General features: G+C 63.0%; 19 protein-coding genes. 13 read left to right on the forward strand and 6 right to left on the reverse strand.

The window, feature by feature from the left end:
• Positions 1 to 19 precede the first annotated feature (19 nt).
• The 3 genes from ACPPVR_RS09150 to ACPPVR_RS09160 all read right to left on the reverse strand — a co-directional run bounded on the left by ACPPVR_RS09150 (position 20) and on the right by ACPPVR_RS09160 (position 4,971).
• Positions 20 to 1,381 (reverse strand): metallophosphoesterase family protein, encoded by a 1,362-nt coding sequence (locus tag ACPPVR_RS09150; protein WP_426613899.1) that lies wholly within the window; start codon positions 1,379 to 1,381, stop codon positions 20 to 22.
• Positions 1,381 to 4,161: a hypothetical protein gene (locus ACPPVR_RS09155; protein ID WP_426613900.1), complete on the reverse strand. Its 2,781-nt coding sequence runs from the start codon at positions 4,159 to 4,161 to the stop codon at positions 1,381 to 1,383. The genes ACPPVR_RS09150 and ACPPVR_RS09155 overlap by 1 nt, the downstream gene beginning before the upstream one ends.
• Positions 4,162 to 4,320: 159 nt before the next feature.
• On the reverse strand, positions 4,321 to 4,971 hold the full coding sequence (locus ACPPVR_RS09160; RefSeq protein WP_426613901.1) for a TetR family transcriptional regulator: 651 nt from the start codon (positions 4,969 to 4,971) through the stop codon (positions 4,321 to 4,323).
• 207 nt (positions 4,972 to 5,178) lie between these two features.
• Between ACPPVR_RS09160 and ACPPVR_RS09165 the strand changes: the two genes are divergently transcribed.
• The 4 genes from ACPPVR_RS09165 to ACPPVR_RS09180 all read left to right on the forward strand — a co-directional run bounded on the left by ACPPVR_RS09165 (position 5,179) and on the right by ACPPVR_RS09180 (position 10,000).
• The gene (locus ACPPVR_RS09165; protein WP_426613902.1) at positions 5,179 to 6,519 is read left to right on the forward strand and encodes an MFS transporter; all 1,341 of its coding nucleotides are present in this window, start codon (positions 5,179 to 5,181) and stop codon (positions 6,517 to 6,519) included.
• 23 nt (positions 6,520 to 6,542) lie between these two features.
• Positions 6,543 to 8,042: a carboxylesterase family protein gene (locus tag ACPPVR_RS09170; protein WP_426613903.1), complete on the forward strand. Its 1,500-nt coding sequence runs from the start codon at positions 6,543 to 6,545 to the stop codon at positions 8,040 to 8,042.
• Positions 8,039 to 9,718 carry a carboxylesterase/lipase family protein gene (locus ACPPVR_RS09175; RefSeq protein ID WP_426613904.1) on the forward strand — a complete coding sequence of 560 codons (1,680 nt, stop codon included), beginning with the start codon at positions 8,039 to 8,041 and terminating at the stop codon, positions 9,716 to 9,718. The genes ACPPVR_RS09170 and ACPPVR_RS09175 overlap by 4 nt, the downstream gene beginning before the upstream one ends.
• Positions 9,719 to 9,841: 123 nt before the next feature.
• Complete coding sequence (locus tag ACPPVR_RS09180; protein WP_426613905.1) at positions 9,842 to 10,000, forward strand: hypothetical protein; 159 nt, start codon at positions 9,842 to 9,844, stop codon at positions 9,998 to 10,000.
• A 40-nt stretch (positions 10,001 to 10,040) separates the two neighbouring features.
• Here ACPPVR_RS09180 and ACPPVR_RS09185 read toward each other — a convergent pair whose 3' ends face one another.
• On the reverse strand, positions 10,041 to 10,877 hold the full coding sequence (locus ACPPVR_RS09185; RefSeq protein ID WP_426613906.1) for a transporter substrate-binding domain-containing protein: 837 nt from the start codon (positions 10,875 to 10,877) through the stop codon (positions 10,041 to 10,043).
• A 105-nt stretch (positions 10,878 to 10,982) separates the two neighbouring features.
• Here ACPPVR_RS09185 and ACPPVR_RS09190 point away from each other — a divergent pair, with 105 nt between their 5' ends.
• From ACPPVR_RS09190 to ACPPVR_RS09225, 8 genes are all read left to right on the forward strand, one after another.
• Complete coding sequence (locus tag ACPPVR_RS09190) at positions 10,983 to 11,900, forward strand: NAD(P)-dependent oxidoreductase (RefSeq protein ID WP_426613907.1); 918 nt, start codon at positions 10,983 to 10,985, stop codon at positions 11,898 to 11,900.
• Between the two features lie 147 nt (positions 11,901 to 12,047).
• Positions 12,048 to 13,709, forward strand: coding sequence for a thiamine pyrophosphate-binding protein (locus ACPPVR_RS09195; protein WP_426613908.1), 1,662 nt, complete (start codon positions 12,048 to 12,050; stop codon positions 13,707 to 13,709).
• 3 nt (positions 13,710 to 13,712) lie between these two features.
• Positions 13,713 to 14,978: an NAD(P)/FAD-dependent oxidoreductase gene (locus tag ACPPVR_RS09200; protein ID WP_426613909.1), complete on the forward strand. Its 1,266-nt coding sequence runs from the start codon at positions 13,713 to 13,715 to the stop codon at positions 14,976 to 14,978.
• Between the two features lie 9 nt (positions 14,979 to 14,987).
• Positions 14,988 to 15,731 (forward strand): aspartate/glutamate racemase family protein, encoded by a 744-nt coding sequence (locus tag ACPPVR_RS09205; RefSeq protein WP_426613910.1) that lies wholly within the window; start codon positions 14,988 to 14,990, stop codon positions 15,729 to 15,731.
• 17 nt (positions 15,732 to 15,748) lie between these two features.
• Positions 15,749 to 16,453: a GntR family transcriptional regulator gene (locus ACPPVR_RS09210; RefSeq protein WP_426613911.1), complete on the forward strand. Its 705-nt coding sequence runs from the start codon at positions 15,749 to 15,751 to the stop codon at positions 16,451 to 16,453.
• A 288-nt stretch (positions 16,454 to 16,741) separates the two neighbouring features.
• Positions 16,742 to 17,284 carry a thiamine pyrophosphate-binding protein gene (locus ACPPVR_RS09215; protein ID WP_426613912.1) on the forward strand — a complete coding sequence of 181 codons (543 nt, stop codon included), beginning with the start codon at positions 16,742 to 16,744 and terminating at the stop codon, positions 17,282 to 17,284.
• Between the two features lie 5 nt (positions 17,285 to 17,289).
• Positions 17,290 to 17,880 (forward strand): thiamine pyrophosphate-dependent enzyme, encoded by a 591-nt coding sequence (locus tag ACPPVR_RS09220; protein ID WP_426613913.1) that lies wholly within the window; start codon positions 17,290 to 17,292, stop codon positions 17,878 to 17,880.
• Positions 17,881 to 17,937: 57 nt separating this feature from the next.
• Positions 17,938 to 18,717, forward strand: a complete 780-nt coding sequence (locus tag ACPPVR_RS09225; protein WP_426613914.1) for an SDR family NAD(P)-dependent oxidoreductase — start codon at positions 17,938 to 17,940, stop codon at positions 18,715 to 18,717.
• Positions 18,718 to 18,724: 7 nt separating this feature from the next.
• On the opposite strand, the gene ACPPVR_RS09230 is transcribed toward ACPPVR_RS09225, so the two are convergent.
• Positions 18,725 to 19,276, reverse strand: coding sequence for a carbohydrate ABC transporter permease (locus ACPPVR_RS09230; RefSeq protein WP_426613915.1), 552 nt, complete (start codon positions 19,274 to 19,276; stop codon positions 18,725 to 18,727).
• A 20-nt stretch (positions 19,277 to 19,296) separates the two neighbouring features.
• Here ACPPVR_RS09230 and ACPPVR_RS09235 point away from each other — a divergent pair, with 20 nt between their 5' ends.
• Positions 19,297 to 19,572 (forward strand): hypothetical protein, encoded by a 276-nt coding sequence (locus ACPPVR_RS09235; protein ID WP_426613916.1) that lies wholly within the window; start codon positions 19,297 to 19,299, stop codon positions 19,570 to 19,572.
• Here the strand turns inward: ACPPVR_RS09235 and ACPPVR_RS09240 are convergent.
• Positions 19,547 to 20,395, reverse strand: a complete 849-nt coding sequence (locus ACPPVR_RS09240) for a carbohydrate ABC transporter permease (protein WP_426613917.1) — start codon at positions 20,393 to 20,395, stop codon at positions 19,547 to 19,549. The genes ACPPVR_RS09235 and ACPPVR_RS09240 overlap by 26 nt on opposite strands.
• Positions 20,396 to 20,400: the final 5 nt, after the last annotated feature.

The raw sequence follows: 20,400 nt of genomic DNA on the forward strand, positions 1-20,400 counted from the left end.
TTCGTGGTGAGACGAATAGTCATGCCGTACTGAGTGCGCTCTTTGTCCGACGATCCACGCAGAGCAGCTCGCTCCGGAGCTTGCCGCCGTCATCCTCGATGCGGACGTAGTTGAGCTCGTATGGATAGGTGTTGTCGTCCTCGAGATCCCGCAGCGTGAGAGAGGAAGGGTCCTCGATATATCGCGTCCATGAACCGGGATTGTAGTACCGGCGCCCGTTCTCCTCAACGGACTCTGGCAGGTGGGTGTGGCCCAGCACGACGATTTCCGCGAGCGCCTTCCATTTGTTTCGAGCAATGGTCAAACATTCTGCCCGCGCGTCGATCCGTGAGGCGTCGTGCAACATCAGCGTCGCTCCGCCAGGCTCTTCGGCTGAATTGACAGCGGGCTTGGCGATTTCCAGAACATCGGTCCATTTGGTCAAGGTCGGGTCCGCCTTCAGCAGCAAGTCGAGAAGCTCTGCGACCTGCTCCTCGCTTGCGAAGCGCTTGAGGACGTCGGCTTCGGTTGTTTCGTGCCAACCAAGCAGGTCGCGGCAGAGCCCGGCAAGCTTCTCGCGAAAGAAGACATCGCCCCGTATGGCGCCCAGGAGCTCCGGTCCGATGTCGTCTCTGCTCTCGGCGGAGAGCGATGCGCCGAAATGCTGGATGACGAACCTGGCGCCGAGCCATCCAACCGTCCGCAGTCCCCATCGGTCTTCACGAAGCAGGATCCGAACCAACTCGGTCTGGGGATGCACGTTGTCGACGAAGGGGTATTTGTTCTCGAGCAGGTTCACGAATCGGACAACGAACAGGGTCCCAACACACATCTCCAACCGCGGCGCTTCCTTGTCGTCCGGCATGTGAAGAATCGGATTGCGCCAGTGCTTGAAGCCGTTGACGGGATCGATCGACGGGAACAGATGGCCATGGCTGATGTGCAGCCTGCCGTCGTAACGCACGTAGGTATCGTCACCGAGTTCGATGTTGACGTTGCCAGCCTCGCGGCGGAGGCGGTCTTGCACCTTTGTCCAGTAGAGGTCTATGTCGTGGTTTCCGGCAAAGATCGTCACGATGTTGCCGGGCTTCTGGAATTCGGCGAGCGCGGCAAACGCCTCCGGATGACCGGCGAGGATGCAATCCAGCTTGGCCAGCGATTCCTCTTCCGAGCACCAGAAGTCGGGCGAGTTCAAGGTATATCGTTCGGGGAGAACCTGAACGAATTCGAGAAGGTCGCCATTGATGATCAGCTCGATCTCGCCGCGCCGGCCTTCGTCGGTCTGTGCCTGTTGATGAACAAAGTTCGCAAACTGCTGCCTGTCGTCGACAAAATCGTCGCCGCGTTTTCCATCTCCCATGTGAAGATCGCTCACGATGAGCGTGACGGGTTTCTGAGCCATCAGGTCGGTGCCTTCAGGTCGAGAGGGCATTGCAGCGAATACCACAGGCCGAGCGGATTATCCCTGGCGAGCAACTCCCGGCGAAGATCGAACAGAATCTTGCCGACGGGGATCCGCTCGGCATAGCGTTCTATGAACGTCCTCGCCAGCACGGCGGCGAACAAGGTCGGAATTGGAAACGACGGCGCCACGAGACCTGCAGATCGTCGCTTCCGGAATTCCTTTCGGAAGGACAGGAAGGAGACCGGGGATATATTGCCGGCGTCGCACGCGTTGACGAACACCAGTGGCCAATTCTCGAAGGGAGGGCCGCTGACGTGGAACGCCGTAAAAGGCTTTGATTTCTCGAACTCGAGGATATCGGCAGTCCCGTGGCAGAAGAAATAGATCAGGCTCGCGTTGGCGGATTGGTCGCGAAATGCAGTCATGACCTGATTGAAGCCGCTTGCATAGTTGCCGCGGTGCGCGAGCTTCAGGTCGAAATAGTCCTTCTGCAATTTCACCGGAAGCAGCTTGCGGCCTTCCCAGGCCTTTTCAAGGTCGATGCCCTCGTTCAGGCCCATGGTGACGTGAAGTGGGCGGGCTTGCTGGCGATTCGTCGGTAATTTCTCTTCCGTTGACGTCACGATGAGCAGCGATTCGATGACGAAGCGGTTGCCCCAGAATTGTTCCGGCTGGTAATTTTCGGCCGGATAGCCGTCGATATAGTCGAGAGGATAAAGCATCTCCCAGGGAAGGACGACGGAATCGGTGATTACGGCGATCTTGGCCCCCAGGGGCAGCGCTTCGATTTGTTGGAACATCTTCTGAAAGACGGGATCTTCCGAGAACAGGCGGTACAGTTTCGATCCGACGGTAACAGCGGCCTGCATCGCTTCCCGCGCCAGGTCGCGCGAGATGTCGTCGGAAGGCAAAGTCAGCTCCTCATCAATGCTCTTCCACAACGCGTTGTTCGCGATCTTCCTGATGTCGTCGACGATGAGGGAATCGTAGGCAGCTTTCAGCTTCGAAGGGGTTACCACCGAGGTGACCTCGGGCTCGCCGCGTACGCCGTCGACGTTCCAGTAGACCTGCCAGGAATCCCCCTTGCTGGTGATGACGAGCTCGGCGATCCGCTCTTCCAGCTTGGCTGCAGCAATTGCCTGCAGGTCGAAATCAATCACGACGGGAGCGTATGCAGTTGATCCCAAAGCATCCACGAGATGGATTTCGAGAAAGAACGTGTGTATCAGGGCGCCGGCGACCGAGAGGACGATGTGAATGCCGGATGGTTCAGCTTCGGCATCCAAAGGCTCGGATCGAGACGGGGCTGCAAGTTTGAAGCGCGGCGCCTCTCCTGTCAGCGTTCCATTTTCGAAGCGTGCTTCGCGCGTAGCGATGCCGTCGGCCAGAAGCAGCCCTTTCGGCACGATCGTGATGCCGAGCTTCATTGAAGGCCGGGCGATCAGACGATCAATTTCCTTGCTGAGAACACCTCCGAGGTCACCCTCTCCAGCCAGTCCATAGCTGACAGCGAGGTCAAATTGGCTTCCCCAGACGGCTTCGCTCTGGCGCGCCTGCTCGCCCTCCAACGTGAAATTCAGGCTTTGCCTTTGCGGCGGTGATGGTTCCCGAGCGGAGCGTCGCGGCGCGCCAATGAGATCCTTAAACGCCTTTCTGTACGCCGGATCTGCACCCAAGATGCTTGTCAGATCATCCGATGCATTCGCGCTCGTACCTGAACGCACCTCGTCGGTTCGCGAGGGATGTATTGCAACGGGTGAACCTCGGATTGGCTCATCAGGAAAAGTCTTTGTCGAAATGCCTCCGCCGATGATTTTGTGCACGGCCGCGGATGTTTCTCTCGGCCGATCCCAGGGAGCCTCTCGCGTTGCGAGGCTGACCATGTCGCGGGTTCTTTGACTTTCCCTGATGGCCGAATCTGGTTCCGGGGCGCACTGGACGTCGCGCGCAACGACCGCATGGATGATATCGAGTCGGCTTGGTTCGGCCGTGGCGGCGGAAAGCGGTTTGAACGAGTTGTCGCGCGCAGCAGCCTTCAACGAAAACTGATTGGCGACGGAATCGATATTCTTGACCACCCGGGTCGCGCTGGTGATTTCTTTCGCGCGCGAGCGCTTTTCATTCAGCGACACAGGAGACCGAGCGACCCTGCTCCAGGGGTCGACAACGAAGGCGATATGGTCGCCCGGCTCGCTGTCCAGCAGTCCGTCGAGCGCCGTGAACGGAAGATGCTCATCGTTCCAGTAGAGCTGGCCGTCAATGGAGACGCCTATGTTCTCAGGCGAAGCGAGGCTACTCGCCAGCACGTGCTCTGGACTGATCCTGGCGTGCCGGTTGTCGAATATCCTCCAGCGTCCCGACGCGGCGTTCGTCGCCACCATCGTCAACCGCACCGATCCTTCGTTAATCAGGTCGAAATCGACCAGACGCAAAAGCATTTCGCGGGCGGCGGTGAATCTGCGTTGCTCGTTTCGGCTTGCGAAGCCGAACTGCCCGCGTACGCCGCGAATTAACGGCGAAAGCTGTGATGGGGCGCTCGCCAGCGGCGCGCGCATACAGAGTTCGAGATATTCACGCAATGCGCGCTGGCGCCTCTCGGGTGAGTTGCCGGCAATGATAGCTGCGGCGATCGACCCAGCCGAACTGCCACAGAGCCAGTTCGGCGTCAGGGTCGGGTCCTGCACCAGGCCTTCATATGCGCCCACATGATACGGGGCGTGGCAAGTATCGCCCAGCAGCGCGAGAACGATAGTGGCGGGTCGGTCGAAATGCGGCATCTTGGTTGCTGCCCCGAGACGCGTTTGCCTGACTTTCGGACGGTATCCTAGCGACCATCCGATCCCAAATCCAACCTGAAGTAGTCCGGCCGGATGGTTGCCTCGATAGATCGCCGCAGGTGCGCAGGCGGGTGGATAGGCGACGCGATCAGCCGCGCTTCACTTCCCCGCCCCCAGCCACGCCAAAATCATCTCCACGATCTGCGCACGGCTCTTCGCCAGCACCTTCGGCTCGCTCAGATCACGGTCGAACAGAGCGCCGAAGGTGTGGCGGTTGGCGACGCGGAAGAAGCAGTAGGAGGAGATGGCCAGATGCAAATCGATGGCGTCGACGTCGTCGCGGAAGGTGCCCTCAGTGCGGCCGCGCTTGAGGATGCCGTCGAGGGTCGCGATGACGCTGGCGTTGAGCTGGCGCAGTTGCAAATTCTGCTTCAGGTGCTTGCCATGGTGGATGTTCTCGATGCTGACGAGGCGGATGAAGTTCGGATTGCGCTCGTCATGGTCGAAGGTCGCCTCGATCAGCCGGCGCAGTCCCTCGCGCGCGTCGCAGCTGGCGATGTCGAGCTGGTCCTCCAGCGCGCGGATGCTGCGATAGGCCTCTTCCAGGACGGCGAGGTAGAGCTGCTCCTTGCCGCCGAAATAGTAATAGATCATCCGCTTCGAGGTGCGCGTCCGCGCCGCGATCGCGTCGACGCGGGCGCCGGAATAGCCTTCCGAGGCGAATTCGGCCATCGCCACTTCGAGGATGTCGCGCTTGGTGCGCTCGGGGTCGTTGGTGCGCTTCGATGGGGGCGGCATGCGCTTGAGCATCACAATTTCTCCCGCCGGTTTCTATGGATCACCTTGAAGGTGAAGGCAAATTTCGCCCAATCCGATGTCTTTCGATGTCGTCTTGCATAAACGTACTAGTTCGTACATTATGTTCGAAACGAGATTGCGGCAACCAAACAAAAAAGCGCGCACGGCCGGACGGCCAGAAGCGAGCCGCGACCAACATCTCACACGGGGAGGAATTTCATGAGCTCGACCTCAGTCGCATCGCTGCACGCGCCGTCCACCGCGGAAGCCACACCTGGCATGCTGCCGAAGCGCGCCGCGCTCGTCAGTTTCGTCGGCAGCATGCTCGAATACTACGACTTCTTCATCTACGGCACCGCGGCCGCGCTGATCTTTCCAAAAGTGTTCTTCGCCAATGTCGCCCCCTCGACCGGGACGCTGCTCGCGCTCTTGAGCTTCGGCATCGGCTATATCGCGCGGCCCGTCGGCGCCGTGATCCTCGGTCATTTCGGCGATCGCATCGGACGAAAGACGGTGCTGTTGTTCACGCTGGTGGTGATGGGTGCCTCGACGCTCGCGATCGGATTGTTGCCGGACGCCAAGACGATCGGCAATGCCGCGCCTGTCATCCTGACGCTGCTCCGCCTGTTGCAAGGTTTGTCGGCCGCCGGCGAGCAGAGCGGGGCGAATTCGCTGACGCTGGAGCATTCCGCCAATTCCAACCGCGCCTTCTTCACGAGCTGGACCTTGAGCGGCACGCAGGCCGGCGCGATCCTGGCGACGCTGGTGTTCATTCCCATCTCCAGCATGCCCGAAGATCAATTGCTGAGCTGGGGCTGGCGCATTCCGTTCCTGCTCTCCGCGCTGGTGCTGCTGGTCGCCTATCTGGTGCGGCGGACCATGCCGGAAACGCCGGTATTCGAAGACATCAAGGACAAGGCGCAGGTCGCGCGCTTCCCCGTCGTCGCACTGCTGCGCGACTACTGGCCCGACGTGCTGCGCGTGATCGCCTGCGCGCTGATCGCGACGGTGAGCACCCTGACGGCCGTATTCGCGCTCGGCTACGCAACGAGCAAGTTCGGCGTCGCGCGTCCGACCATGCTGTGGGCCGGCGTGCTCGGCAATGTCACAGCGCTGATCACGCAGCCGTTCTGGGCCTTGCTCGCCGACAAGATCGGCCGCAAGCCGGTATTCATCGGCGGCGTGCTCGGCTGCGCGGTGCTGCTGTTCCCCTATTTCATGCTGATCACGTCGGGCAACACGATCGCGATCTTCGCCGCGGCGATGATCCTGTCCGGCGTCGTCTACGCTGCGCCGAACGCGATCTGGCCGTCGTTCTACGCGGAGATGTTCGAGGCGCGTGTGCGCTATTCCGGCACCGCGATCGGCACCCAGCTCGGCTTCCTCGCTGCCGGCTTCACGCCGCTGGTGAGCGCGAGCCTGGTCGGTGACGGACCGAACGGCTGGATTCCGGTCGCGACCTTCGTCGCCTGCTGCTGCGTGATCTCGGCGGTCGCGGCCGCGACCGCGCGTGAAACCCATACCGTCGATATCGCCGATCTCGGCAAGCGGCGCGCTTGAGCGAAGAGACAGGATAATAGCGCATGCTGACCAACGCAGTTCCGACTACGCGCGGCCCCGTCGTCGGCGCCGAGCAGGCGGGCGTCCGCGCCTTCAAAGGGATTCCGTTCGCGGTCGCTCGGCGCTTTGCCAAGGCGACGCCGCCGCCCGCGTGGACGGAGCCGCGCCGCTGCACGGACTACGGCGCTTACGCGCCGCAGCCCGGGCACCTCGATCATGCCGTTGAGGAGTCCTGTCTCAGCCTGAACATCTGGACGCTGGCGGGAGCCGATCGGCCGTTGCCGGTGTTGTTCTTCATCCACGGCGGCGCCTTCGTGACCGGCGGCGGCGCCGACTACGACGGCGCATTCCTCGCCGCGCACGGCCCGGCGGTGATCGTCACCATCAACTACCGGCTCGGGCCGCTCGGCTTCCTGCAACTGCATCGCCATGGACTCGGGGAGGCGAACAACCTCGCGATCTCGGATGCGCTCGCCGCGCTCGACTGGGTGCATGCCAATATCGCCAATTTCGGCGGCGATCCTGAGGCCGTGACGCTGTCGGGACAATCGGCCGGCGCGTCGATGGTGATTGCGCTCGCAACCCTGCCTCAGGCCAAGGGCAAGTTCAGCCGCGCCCTGGCGCTCAGTGCGCCCGGGCGGAATATCATGAGTGCTGACCATGCCGACGACGTCGTGCGCCGTGTGCTTGCCGAGCTTCAGCTCGAGCGCGACACCAGCGCGATCACGTCCGTGCCGTTGCCGCAGCTGTTCTCGGCGGTCGAGAAAGTCGGCCGGAGGCTCGCGGAGGAGACGACGTCAGGCACCGTGTACGGGCCGGCGCTCGACGGCACCGTGATCCCGCGCGAGCCGCGCGATGTCTTTGCCGACGGGAGTTTGCGCGACATTCCGCTCTGGCTCGGCTCCTGCCGCGACGAGATGGTGATGTTCCTGAAGAGCACCCCGCCGGCCGCGATGATCCGCACCACGGAGCGGAACGTGCGCGCCGCCTTCGGCGATGCCGGTTGGGAGCGCCTGCTGGCTTACTATCGGGGCACCGCACGCCTCGACGAGGACCCGTACAAGGCACTGTTGTCGGATGCTTTCTGGCATCGCCCGATGGCCGATCTCGCCCGGCATCACGCAGCCGCCGGCGGCGCGGCGTGGCTGAGCCGGTTCGACCATCGCCCGGCGCTGGAGCCATTCCTGTCGCAGGGGCCAACCCACGGCGCGGACAACGCCTGCCTGTGGGCGCATCTGCCCAACTTCATCGATCGTCCGATCCTGAAGCGCAAGGGCGGGCCGATGACACCGGCCGACATCGATGTCGCAGCGCGGTTCCAGACGAGCTTGCTACGCTTCGTCACGACCGGCGTACCGGATGTTGCGGAAGCCTGGCCGCGATTTGAGCCCGGCAAGGAACCCCTCGCAATCTTCGGTCAGCCGTTTCATGTTATTCCGCTCAACGAGGGCACGCGCTTTCGCTTGTGGGCGGAGCTCAGCCTGAATACCAACGACAAGAAGAAAATGAGGGAGGCCGGATGAGCCTATCGAACAACAACGCCGGGCACTCTCGGCGATTTTCCGCTTTTTCGATTGCGACCGTCCTTGGCACGTTTGCGATGCTGGCCGCCTGGCCCGCGCCGGCGCAGATCGTCGCGACGCCTATTCCCGGAGATCCCGTCAGCATCGATTCCGGCGCTGTCTCCGGCAAGGTTTTGCCGTCGGGCGTGAAAGCCTATTTCGGCATTCCCTTTGCCGCGCCGCCGCTCGGCGATCTTCGCTGGCGCGCGCCGCAGAAGGTCGAGGCGTGGAACGGCGTCTATCACGCTGACCGATTGGCAGCCGAATGCATCCAGGTGCTGCGCCGGCACAATCTCAATCATTATTTCGGCGAGGAGGCGACCAGCGAGAACTGCCTCTATCTGAACATCTGGGCAAGCGCTGGCGCCAAATCAGGCGCGAAGCTGCCGGTGGTGGTCTGGATCTATGGCGGCGGCTTCACGCTCGGTTCCAGCGGCATGGCGATGTATGACGGCGAGAACGTTGCGAAGAAAGGCACGCTCTTCGTCAGCTTCAACTATCGCGTCGGCATTTTGGGCAATCTCGCCCATCCCGAGCTGACCGCGGAATCGCCGAACCACGCCTCCGGCAATTACGGCCTGATGGATCAGGTCGCGGCCCTGCAATGGGTCAAGCGCAACATCGCGCAGTTCGGCGGTGATCCCGACAACGTCACCATCACGGGGCAGTCGGCCGGCGCCATGTCGGTGTCCGCGTTGGAGGCGAGCCCGCTGGCGAAGGGCTTGTTCAATCGCGGCTTCGCGATGAGCCTGAGCATGTTCGACAACCGCTTCAAATTCCCGGCGCTGCCGGCCGCCGAGAAGATCGGCCTCGAGGTGCAGTCGGCGCTCGGTGCAGCATCGCTCGCCGAGATGCGGCTGATCCAGGCCGACAAGATTTTGGCGGTCCAGAAGGACTGCCAGCTCGGCTGCGCCGGCACCATCTCCGTCACGCCCGATATCGACGGTTACGTGTTGCCGGATACCGTGCCGAACATCTTCGCCGCCGGCAAGCAGAACGACGTTGCCACTGTCGCAGGCTTCACGAGCGACGAGAGCTCGAATGATCTGCGCACCGGCGGAAATCTAGAGGCCTATGTTGCCGCCGCGCGAAAACTCTATGGCGACCAGGCCGACCGCTTCCTCGCGCTCTATCCTGCCAAGACCGACGGTGAGGCGAAAGCCATGGGCCTGCTCGCCGCGCGCGAGGGGCTGGTCGAGATCGGCACGCGCAATTGGGCCGTTGCACAAGCGAAGACCGGCAAGGCGCCGTTCTACATGTACATGTTCTCCCGCGTGCACCCCTTTGCGCCAGGCATCGAGTTCTTCGACAGCCCGCAGAAGATCGGCGCCTATCACACCTCCGATGTGCCTTACTGGTTCGGAACCCAGGACACCTTCAACAAGTTCCGCACCACGCGCGTCTGGACCGAGTTCGATCGCGCGCTGTCCGAACGCATGATGGATACGCTGATAGCCTTCGCGCGAACCGGCGATCCCCGCACGCCGGCGACGCCATGGCCGCAATGGAAGCAGGACGCGCAGACATATATCGAGTTCGGCGACGAATCCGGAGTGCGCGAGGAACGCCGGGCGCGGCTGGACTTCCACACGCCGGCGAACGTCACGCCATCGACGCCGCGTGTGTCGCGGGATTAACGCAGGGCTGACTTACGAAGGCGCTTTGCAGGATCACCTGTAATCTGCCTCACACGCAAATGCGCCAAACAACGCTAGATAAAGTCAGGTCGCGCGACCGCGCGGCCAGGCTCGGAGCTGGCGATGATGGTTGCATTGGCAAAGGCAATATCCCGCGCGACGAGAATCAACGTTGACGTCGAAACTCTGAAAGTGCTGTTGATTTTCTCGGGAGCGGGCCTGCTGCTCTCACTTGTGGCCGCAATGATCTACGGACAGGCCTTCGACGCCGCCTTGTTCTGAAATCTTAGAAGCCGGCTCTCCAAATCCGGCCTGCCGGGCGTCAGAACTGGATCTCCGGCGGAATATCCTCCGCGCTGAGGCCGATGGTCTCAAAGGCCTTGAGCATCCACTCCCGGGTCTGGCCGAGCGCGCGGTTGTAATCGGCCCAGGCGCTGAGGAAATCCTTGTAGCGGCGATCGCCTTCGGCACGGATGCCGAGGTTGGTCGGCAGCGTGAGCAGCGGCCGCGGCACCGCGAGCTCGCCGAGCGTCGGGTTCTTCTTCAAGGTCGCGACCGAAAGCACGGCGAGCGAGATGTTGCAGTCCGCGCGCCCGGTGGAGACGGCGAGAATCGCCTCGTTCCGCTCCTTGAAGCCGAGGATCGTCGCCTTCGAGCAATAGCGGCGCGCAATGGTCTCATGCGTGGAGCCGATGTCGACGGCGATCTTGACCTCGGGCTTGTTCAATTCAGCCCATGTCTGCGGCTTGGCAAAACCCTTCTTGGTGATGACGGTGAAGGAGTGCACCAGAAAGGGCGAGGAGAAGTCGATCACCAGCGCGCGCTCGGGCGTCGGATTGACGGCGAAGGCGAGATCGATCTTCTCGGCCTGAAGATCGAGGATCTGGTTGCCCCAGGTCGATTCCAGCGTCTCAACCTTGGCGCCGAGCTTGCCGGCGATGTCGTTGGCCATGTCGATGCAGGCGCCCGACCATTGATTGGTCGTGAGGTCCTTGTGGAAATACGGATCCTGGCCAGCGATGACGGCGATCCGTAGCACGCCGCTCTTCTTGATACGGTCGAGCGTGGAGGTCGGCGTGGTGTCGGCCTTGGCCGAACCTGCCGCGGCCATCGCCGCGCCGGCGAGGGCGACAGTGGTGAGTGCGTCCCTGCGATTCATGGCAGTTGCTCCTGAAGAGAGGTTCAGTCCGGCTTCTGGACTATTCTTGTATTCAGGACTAAATGCAAGATAGTATTCTTTCTCCAGAACATGAAAGATAAGCCCGTGCGCGCCCTGTTCGTCGATGCCAACGACACGCTTGCAGCCGTGACTGAAAAGCTGCTGCGAGCCAACCAGCTTCCGGTCAGCATCAACCGCAACCCGGCCGTCACGCCTGACGATTTGCCGCGCCTGATGGACGGCGTCGAGATCATGATCGTCGATCACACCGCAGTGCCGACGGCGGTTGCCGCGAAATGTGCGGCCCTGAAACACGTCGTCTTCCTCGGCACCGGGGCGCGCAGCTACATGAATCCGGACGAGCTTAAGCAGCGCGGCATCGCCGTTCACATCATCAAGGGCTACGGCGACACGGCCGTGGCCGAATGCGCGATCGCCCTGATGTGGGCCTCGGCAAAAGGTTTTGGCGAGATGGATCGCGGCATGCGCGAGGGCAATTGGCTGCGTCGCGACGCGGTCCAGCTCACCGGCAAGACGCTTGGCCTGGTCGGGTTTGGCGGCATCGCCGCGGAAGCCGCGCGCATGGCGGCAGGCTGCGGCATGAGGGTGATCGCCTGGAATAGGTCGCCGAAGACGCATCCCGGCGTCGCGTTCGTTTCGCTGGATAAGCTGCTCGCTGACAGCGATGTCGTCTCGCTGCATCTGTTGCTCAACGACGAGACCAAGGGTTTCCTGTCGCGCGAGCGCATCGCGATGATGCGCAAGGGCAGCATCCTGATCAACACCGCGCGCGGCGCCGTCGTCGACGAAGACGCGATGCTCGATGCGCTGCGCTCGGGCCATCTTGGGCATGCCGGCCTCGACGTCTTCACCGTCGAGCCGCTGCCTGCCGGTCATCCCCTGACAGAACTGCCGAACGTAACGCTGTCGGCGCATTCGGCGTTCCGCACCCCGGAGGCGAGCGACAATTTGATCGGCGCCGCGCTCGATCACTGCCGTCGCATCATCGCGAATGGCGGGTAGTGCAAACATCAGGGACGGGCATGATGCCAGCGCAGGGTCCGGAAAGCCTTTCGATCTTGCGCGCTATGTCCGCCTGTCCTACGCCACCTCGGAACGATACTTGCGCGAGGCCGTGAAGCGCATCGCCAAAGCCTGTAGGGAGATGTCATGACCATTCGCAACACCCGGACCGGGGGCCAGATCCTGATCGATCAGCTCGTCGCCCAAGGCGTCGAGCGCGTCACCTGCGTGCCGGGCGAGAGCTATCTCGCAGCGCTGGATGCGCTGCATGACAGCCCGATCGACGTCATGATCTGCCGCGCCGAAGGCGGCGCCGCGATGATGGCGGAAGCCTATGGCAAGCTCACGGGCCGGCCCGGCATCTGCTTCGTCACCCGCGGCCCCGGCGCGACCAATGCCAGCCACGGCGTCCACATCGCGATGCAGGATTCGACACCGATGATCCTGTTCGTCGGCCAGGTCGACACCGGCATGCGCGAGCGCGAGGCGTTCCAGGAGCTCGACTACAAGGCAGTGTTCGGCACCATGGCGAAATGGGCGGTCGAGATCGATCGCCCCGACCGCATTCCCGAGCTGGTCGCGCGCGCCTTCCGCGTCGCCATGCAGGGCCGTCCCGGCCCCGTCGTGATCTCGTTGCCGGAGAACATGCTGACCGAAACCGCTGCTGTTGCCGACGCCATGCGCATCGAGCCGGCGGTGAGCTGGCCCGCGCCATCAGATATCGAGCGTGTCAGCGCCATGCTCGCGCGCGCCAAGGCGCCGCTCGTCATTCTCGGCGGTTCGCGCTGGAGCGATGAGGCGACCAAGAGCATCGCGCGCTTTGCCGAGCGGTTCGACCTGCCGGTTGCGACCTCGTTCCGCCGTGCGTCGCTGATCGACGCCGATCATTCGCATTATGCCGGCGATCTCGGCATCGGGCCGAGCCCGGGGCTGAAGGCGCGCATCGACGGCGCGGACGTCATTCTTCTCATCGGCGGCCGTATGTCGGAAATGCCGTCGTCGTCCTACACGCTGTTCGATATTCCGACTCCGCAGCAGAAGCTGATTCACGTGCATCCGGGCTCGGAAGAGCTCGGCCGCATCTATCAGCCCGAGCTCGCGATCCAGGCGACGCCTGCCGCATTCGCCGCCGCTGTGGAGACGCTGAAGCCGGCTGGTGCGGTCGCCTGGAAGGGCGAAGCGGCCAAGGCGCACGCCGATTATCTGGCCTGGACCGAGAAGGCACGCGAGCTGCCGGGGACGTTCCAGTATGGCCAGGTCATGACCTGGCTGCGCGACCGGCTGCCGAAGGACGCGATCGTCTGCAACGGCGCTGGCAATTATGCCGGCTGGATCCATCGCCATCACCGCTTCCACAGCTTTGCGTCCCAGCTCGCGCCGACTTCGGGCTCGATGGGCTATGGCGTGCCGGCGGCGGTGCTGGCGAAACGGCAATACCCGGATCGCACTGTCATTGCCTTTGCCGGTGACGGCTGCTTCCTGATGAACGGCCAGGAGTTCGCGACCGCCGTGCAGTACGACGCAGCGCTGGTCGTCATCGTCGTCGATAATGCGCAATACGGCACCATCCGCATGCACCAGGAGCGCGACTATCCCGGCCGCGTCGTCGGCACCCAGCTCAAGAACCCCGATTTTGCGATGTACGCAAAGGCGTTCGGCGGCCATGGCGAGCGCGTCGAGCGCACCGAAGAGTTCGCGCCGGCGTTCGAGCGTGCGCTGGCCTCGGGCAAGCCGTCGATCCTGCATTGCATCATCGATCCGCGCGCGATCTCGGTCGGCAAGGATTTCGCGCCCGCTGTGAAGGCGTAAGCGATGCCGCAAGGCCGCCACGTTGCCATCATCGGAGCCGGCGCAGTCGGTGTGATCAGCGCCATCGAGGCGCTGCGCGAAGGCCATCGCGTCACGATGATCGATCCCGGCGAGCCCGGTGGCGAGCAGGCGGCGAGCTATGGCAATGCGGGCTGGCTGTCGTCGCATTCGGTGATCCCGCCGGCGGAGCCGGGCATCTGGAAGAAGGTGCCTGGCTATCTGATCGACCCGCTCGGTCCGCTCGCGATCCGCTGGTCCTACTTGCCGAAGGCCTTGCCCTGGCTGATCAAGTACCTGCTCTCGGGTTGGACCGAGGCGCGGGTCGAGAAGACGGCCTTTGCACTGCGCGATCTCCTGAAGGATGCGCCGCTGCTGCACAGGAAGCTCGCGGAAGAAGCCGGCGTGCCCGAACTGGTCGAGCGCAACGGCGTGATGCATGTGTTCCCGTCGCGCGGCAATTTTGACAATGATCTCGGATGGCGCCTGCGCAAGCGCGTCGGCGTCGAATGGCTGGAGCTCAACGCCGACGAAATGCGCCAGCGCGAGCCCGATCTGCATCCGCGCTACACGTTTGGCGTGGTGGTGGAGGAAGCCGGCCGCTGCCGCGATCCCGGCGCTTATGTTGCAGCCCTTTCTAATCATGCGCTGGCAAACGGCGTGAAGCTCGTGAAGGCCAAGGCGACGGGCTTCAAGCTTTCCGGCAACAAGCTCGTCGCGGTTCTCACCGAGACCGGCGAGATTCCTTGCGACGCTGCGGTGGTCGCGGCCGGCGCGCATTCAAAGCGGCTCACTGCATCCGTCGGCGATCCGCTGCCGCTCGAGACCGAGCGCGGCTATCACGTCATGATCGAGAACCCGGAATCGGGACCGCGCAGCTCGATGATGGCGTCGGATGCAAAGATGGTGGTGAACTGGACCGACAAGGGCCTGCGCGCCGCCGGCACAGTCGAGATCGCCGGCCTCGAGGCCGAGCCGAACTGGAAGCGTGCCGAGATCTTGCGCAACAACCTCCTCAGCATGTTCCCAAAGCTGCCGAAGGACATTCCGGCCTCGCGCATCAAAACCTGGTTCGGTCATCGTCCGAGCATGCCGGACGGCCGGCCCTGTATCGGCTATGCGCGCGCCTCCCGCGACATCGTCTATGCCTTCGGCCACGGCCATATCGGGCTGGTCGGCTCGGCCCGCACCGGCCGTCTCGTCGCCCAGCTTCTGAGCGGCAAGGAGCCGGAGATTCCGCTGGCGCCGTTCGCTCCCACTCGCTTCTTCTGAGATCGCATCATGACCACTCCAGCCAACACATCCTCCCGCACCGCCCGTGGCGGCAAGGCCATCTACGGCGCGCCGCTCGGCATTCTGATGCTGGAGGCGCGCTTCCCCCGCATTCCCGGCGACATGGGCAACGGCACGACCTGGCCGTTCCCTGTGCTCTATCGCGTGGTCAGCGGTGCCTCGCCGGAGAAGGTGGTGCTGAAGGGCGCGGCGGGTCTGCTGCCTGATTTCATCGATGCGGCCAAGGATCTCGTGCGGTTAGGGGCCGAAGCCATCACCACCAATTGCGGCTTCCTCTCGCTGTTCCAGAAGGAGATCGCGGCGGCCGTCGGCGTACCGGTTGCTACCTCGTCGCTGATGCAGGTGCCGTGGGTGCAGGCAACCTTGCCGCCGGGCAAGCGCGTCGGCCTCGTCACGGTGTCCGGCTCGACCTTGACGCCGGCTCATCTCGAAGGCGCCGGCGTGCCGCTCGACACGCCGCTGGTCGGCACCGAGAATGGGAAGGAATTTTTTCGCGTCCTGATCAAGGCCGAGAAGGACGATATGGATGTCGCCCAGGCCGAACGTGACGTGGTCGAAGCCGGCAAGCAGCTCGTTGCCGAAAATCCGGACGTCGGCGCCATCGTGCTCGAATGCACCAACATGCCGCCTTATGCGGCAGCGTTGCAGGCTGAGGTCGGGCTGCCCGTTTATGATATCTATTCCATGATCACCTGGTTTCATGCTGGGCTGCGGCCGCGTCGGTTTGGTTAGAGGTCGAGAAGCTGCCCATGAACAAGCATTTGGAACTCCCTTCCGACAGCATCGTCGATCGCGTCTATGAACAGCTCAAGGCGATGGCCGTGAGCTATGAGTTCAAGCCGGGTGAACGGCTCAACGAGGGCGAACTGGCCAAACGGCTCGGCGTCAGCCGCACGCCGCTGCGCGAGGCGCTCAATCGTCTCAACACCGAGGGCTTCCTGCGCTTCACGCCAGGCAAGGGCTTTTTCTGCCGGGAGCTCGACGCGCACGAGATTTTCGATCTCTACGAATTGCGCAAGTCGATCGAGGTCGCTTCGATCCGCCTCGCCATCAAGCGCGCCAAGGACGAGGACATCGACGCGCTGCTGAAATTCCTCGAAGCCACCGGTCCCGATCCCGGCGAGCGCTCTTCGGTCGAGCTCGTCGAGCTGGATGAGACCTTTCACGAGCGGCTGATGGCGATGTCGAACAATGCCGAGATGCTGCGCGTGCTGCGCAACGTCAACGCCCGCATCCGCTTTGTGCGCTGGATCGACATGGACAGCATCAATCGTTCGAATACGCAGGCCGAGCACCGCGCCGTCGTCGAGGGGCTGAAAGCGCGGGACGAGGCCGCTTGCGTCTCCGTGTTGGAGAAGCACATCGACCGACGCTTGGATCGCATCACATCGGCGATCAAGGAAGGCTACGCGCAGATTTATATGCCGGCGACGGCGAGGACCGCGGCGAACTGAGGTTTCTTGTTCCGTTCTCCCCTTGCGGGAGAAGGTGGCGCGAAGCGCCGGATGAGGGGTATCTCTCCGCGTGCACGGATGCGCATGAATGCGCGGAAACAGACTCCTCACCCTAGCGAGTTCGTATCGACCTGCGGAGATGCCCTCTCCCACAGGGGGAGAAGGCGCAGCAATGCGCACCGAGAAAGACGCAGCTATACAATCCTTCAATACCTGATCATGCCAGACGGTCAGAGCCTTCGCGCGGAATAATCGCTAGCGTCCGCTCGAATTTCACGGAGACAAGCGGTGCACAGCCCCCAACCGAATCTCGAAACGCGCACAAGCGACGACTGGCCGTCCGAGCTCTATCGCATCCTCAAAGCTGCCGACGTGCGGCAGATGTCCTACGTGCCGGATGCCGGCCACAGCCAGCTGATCCGCATGTTCTCCGCCGACCGCGATGTCACCACCAATGTGCTGACCACGGAAGAGGAGGGCGTCGCCATTGCCGCGGGCGCCTGGCTCGGCGGCCAGCGCAGCGTGCTGCTGATGCAGTCGAGCGGCGTCGGCAATTGCATCAACATGCTGTCGCTGTCGGCGATTGGCCGCTTTCCGCTGTTGATGCTGGTGACGATGCGCGGCGAATGGGCTGAGTTCAATCCCTGGCAGGTGCCGATGAGCCGGGCGACGCAGCCATCGCTGGAGGCGATCGGCCTTAAAGTGATGCGCGCGGAGACGGCGGAAGATCTGGTCGAGACCGTCGAATCCGCGGCGGCGCTCGCCTACGATTCCGACCAGCAGATCGCGGTCCTGATCGGACAACGCCTGATCGGCAAGAAGAAGTGGTGATGTCGATGTCCAATCCCTCTCAACTCGATCGTCGCGTTGCCGTCGCGGCTCTTCTCAGGAATCGCAAGGACACGCTGGTCGTCTCCGGCCTCGGCTCGCCCACCTACGACCTGCATTCCGTCGGCGACCATGACGGCAATTTCTATCTCTGGGGCGCCATGGGCGGTGCCGCGCTGATCGGGCTTGGGCTGGGACAGGCCCAGCCGGGAAAGCGCGTCCTCGCTTTGACCGGTGACGGCGAGCAATTGATGGGGGTCGGCGGACTTGCGACCATCGGTGTCGCGCGCCCGCGCAACCTCGACATCGTCGTGATCGACAACCAGCATTTTGGCGAGACGGGGATGCAGGCGAGCCACACCGGGCGCGGCGTCGATCTCACAGCGATCGCAGCGGCCTGCGGCTTTGTGGCGACCGGAACCGCGCGGACGATCGCGGAGGTGGAAGGCCTCGCGGCGAAGCTCGGCGAGCAATCTGAGGGCCCGCGCCTGTTCGTGATCAAGGTGGCCGCCGAAAATCCGCCGCGTTCGCTGCCCTCGCGTGATGCCGTCTTTATCAAGAACCGGTTCCGTGCTCATCTCGGCTTCGCGGCGGCTTGATCCGGGGTGCTCTCCGGGATAGCCCGTTGCCCAAGCAGCTATTCTGGAGTGAGCCCCATGAAACTATCCGGCAAGGTCGCCGTCATCACCGGCGCGGCGCGCGGCATCGGCAAGGCCTGTGCAAAGCGTTTCCTCGATGATGGGGTCAAGGTCGTCATCTCGGACGTCGATACGGATGAGCTCGAGAAGACCGTCAACGAGTTGGGGCGGCCTAAGGAGCTGTATGCTGTGCCGTGCCACGTCGCACGGCGCGCGGACGTCGACCGTGCGGTTGCGACCGCGGTCCGGAAGTTTGGCCGGCTCGACATCATGGTCAACAATGCCGGCGTCGCCCGCAACCGGGATATCCTGGAGATTTCCGAACAGGAATTCGACGAGATCATCGGCATCAATCTAAAAGGCGCATTCTTCGGCGTGCAGGCGGCGGCAAAGCAGATGATCGCGCAAGGCGGCGGCGGCGTCATCATCAACATGTCCTCGGTGAATGCGCTGCTTGCGATCCCGACGCTTGCGACCTACGCCATCTCCAAGGGCGGCATGAAGCAGCTCACTTCTGTGGCCGCCGTGGCGCTCGCCCCGCACAACATACGTGTCGTGGCGGTCGGGCCGGGCACGATCCTGACCGACATGGTGGCGTCCTCCATCTACACCTCCGAGGATGCCCGCAAGACCGTGATGTCGCGCACGCCGGCTGGTCGCGGCGGCGAGCCGAGCGAGGTTGCTTCCGTGGTCGCGTTTCTTGCCAGCGACGATGCGTCGTATATCACCGGACAGACCATCTATCCCGATGGCGGCCGGCTGATCCTGAACTACACGGTGCCTGTGAAGGATAAATAGTGCGGCGTTACGACTTCACCGCGCCTGACGTCATGCCGTCGATGAACTGGCGCTGCAGCGACACGAAAATCACGACGATCGGCAGCACGATGGTCACGGCGGCAGCTAACATCTCGCCCCAGTCGGTCGAGTACTGGCCGGTCAGATTGTAGAAGCGCACGATCGCCGTGACGTTGCTGTCGTTCTGGAGGAACGTCACGGCGATGACGAATTCGTTCCAGGCGTTCAGCCCGACGATGATCGCGACCGTAAGCAGCCCCGGCCGCATCATCGGCAGGATCACGTACCAGAACGTCTGCCACGGTTTTGCTCCGTCGACTTGCGCGGCTTCCTCCAGTGCGACGGGGATCGCGAGCGCATAGGTGCGCAGCAGGAAGATCGCGAACGGCGAGAACATCGCTGTGTAGATCAGCGCCACGGCGGGAATCGAATTGACCAGCCCAAGCTTCGCAAAGATGAAATAGAGCGGGTAGAGGTAGAGCTGCACGGGCACGGTGATCGTGGCCATGAAGTAGAAAGTGATGAAGCGCCAGAATTTGCCCTTCTGTCGCGCCAGCATAGGCGCAGGGCGTCGCGGTGATGCACACCATCAGAATGGTGAGGGTCGCGACCTCGGCGCTGTGCAACAGGCTCGGGCCGAGCTGGGCGTTGCGCCAGGCAGAGGAGAAATTCTCCCAGTGCAGTTGCGTCGGCAGCGCCAGCGGATTGCTGCCGATCTCGACGGTCGTCTTCAGCGCGTTCATCACAGCAAGCACGATCGGCAGCAGCGAGCTGAACGATGCGACGCCGATCAGCGCGAGGCTGAATGTCCTGCTCCAGCGGTCCCCGATCATGTCGATTGCGCGTCGTCGGTGATCTGGAGCCAGAGATAGACGGCGGTGGCGCACAGGCCGAACAGGCTCATGACGCAGGCGGCCGCCGCGGCCTGGCCGACATCGCCCTCGAAGAAGGCGTGACGGTAGGCGAATGTCGCCAGCACCTCGCTGCCATAGGCGGGGCCGCCGCGGGTGACGATGAAGATGAACTCGAACACCTGGAACGACCAGATCACGGTCAGGATCAGCATGAGGATGAGCGTCGGACGAATACCCGGGATCAGCACATAACGGAACAGCGCGAAGAAGCCGGCGCCGTCTAGGCGTGCCGCCTCGATCTGGTCGACGCTGATCTGCCGCATCGCCGACAGGAATACGACCGCAAGAAAGCCCCACCAGTGCCAGATGTCGACAGCGGCAACGGCGTAGAGCGAGCGGTCGGGGTCGGCCAGGGGATCGGAGATCGAAAAGCCGCGCTCATTCAGCCAGGCGACGATGCCGGTGGCCGGACTGAAGATCATGCCCTGGAAGATGCGGCCCGTGACCGCGACTGCTATGATGCGCGGCAGGAAGATGATGGACTGCACGACGATGCGCGCATTCGGCGCCATCAGGAGTGCCGCGGCCATCACTAACGCAAGGCACACGGGTACAGTGAGAAAGATCGCTGTCCAGATGAAATTATTGGTCAGGGCGGACCAGAACACGGGATCGGCGACCATGTTCTGGAAATTGGCCAGTCCCGCCCAAGCCGGCGTGCCGACACCGTCCCACATGAAGAACGCCGCCGTGAATGTCAGCACGGCGGGCACCAGGATGATGCAGATATTGATCAGCAGCGCCGGAAGCGCGAACAGCCACATCTTAA

Source organism: Bradyrhizobium sp. McL0616 (genome assembly GCF_049993385.1).
Lineage (GTDB): Bacteria > Pseudomonadota > Alphaproteobacteria > Rhizobiales > Xanthobacteraceae > Bradyrhizobium.

Coding starts and splice junctions, on each gene's coding strand:
- ACPPVR_RS09195 (WP_426613908.1), top strand. CDS start 12,048: ATGACCATTCGCAACACCCGGACCGGGGGCCAGATCCTGATCGATCAG.
- ACPPVR_RS09225 (WP_426613914.1), top strand. CDS start 17,938: ATGAAACTATCCGGCAAGGTCGCCGTCATCACCGGCGCGGCGCGCGGC.
- ACPPVR_RS09205 (WP_426613910.1), top strand. CDS start 14,988: ATGACCACTCCAGCCAACACATCCTCCCGCACCGCCCGTGGCGGCAAG.
- ACPPVR_RS09170 (WP_426613903.1), top strand. CDS start 6,543: ATGCTGACCAACGCAGTTCCGACTACGCGCGGCCCCGTCGTCGGCGCC.
- ACPPVR_RS09175 (WP_426613904.1), top strand. CDS start 8,039: ATGAGCCTATCGAACAACAACGCCGGGCACTCTCGGCGATTTTCCGCT.
- ACPPVR_RS09240 (WP_426613917.1), bottom strand. CDS start 20,395: ATGTGGCTGTTCGCGCTTCCGGCGCTGCTGATCAATATCTGCATCATC.
- ACPPVR_RS09230 (WP_426613915.1), bottom strand. CDS start 19,276: ATGCTGGCGCGACAGAAGGGCAAATTCTGGCGCTTCATCACTTTCTAC.
- ACPPVR_RS09220 (WP_426613913.1), top strand. CDS start 17,290: ATGTCCAATCCCTCTCAACTCGATCGTCGCGTTGCCGTCGCGGCTCTT.
- ACPPVR_RS09150 (WP_426613899.1), bottom strand. CDS start 1,381: ATGGCTCAGAAACCCGTCACGCTCATCGTGAGCGATCTTCACATGGGA.
- ACPPVR_RS09160 (WP_426613901.1), bottom strand. CDS start 4,971: ATGCTCAAGCGCATGCCGCCCCCATCGAAGCGCACCAACGACCCCGAG.
- ACPPVR_RS09210 (WP_426613911.1), top strand. CDS start 15,749: ATGAACAAGCATTTGGAACTCCCTTCCGACAGCATCGTCGATCGCGTC.
- ACPPVR_RS09200 (WP_426613909.1), top strand. CDS start 13,713: ATGCCGCAAGGCCGCCACGTTGCCATCATCGGAGCCGGCGCAGTCGGT.
- ACPPVR_RS09165 (WP_426613902.1), top strand. CDS start 5,179: ATGAGCTCGACCTCAGTCGCATCGCTGCACGCGCCGTCCACCGCGGAA.
- ACPPVR_RS09180 (WP_426613905.1), top strand. CDS start 9,842: ATGATGGTTGCATTGGCAAAGGCAATATCCCGCGCGACGAGAATCAAC.
- ACPPVR_RS09235 (WP_426613916.1), top strand. CDS start 19,297: ATGCACACCATCAGAATGGTGAGGGTCGCGACCTCGGCGCTGTGCAAC.
- ACPPVR_RS09155 (WP_426613900.1), bottom strand. CDS start 4,161: ATGCCGCATTTCGACCGACCCGCCACTATCGTTCTCGCGCTGCTGGGC.
- ACPPVR_RS09185 (WP_426613906.1), bottom strand. CDS start 10,877: ATGAATCGCAGGGACGCACTCACCACTGTCGCCCTCGCCGGCGCGGCG.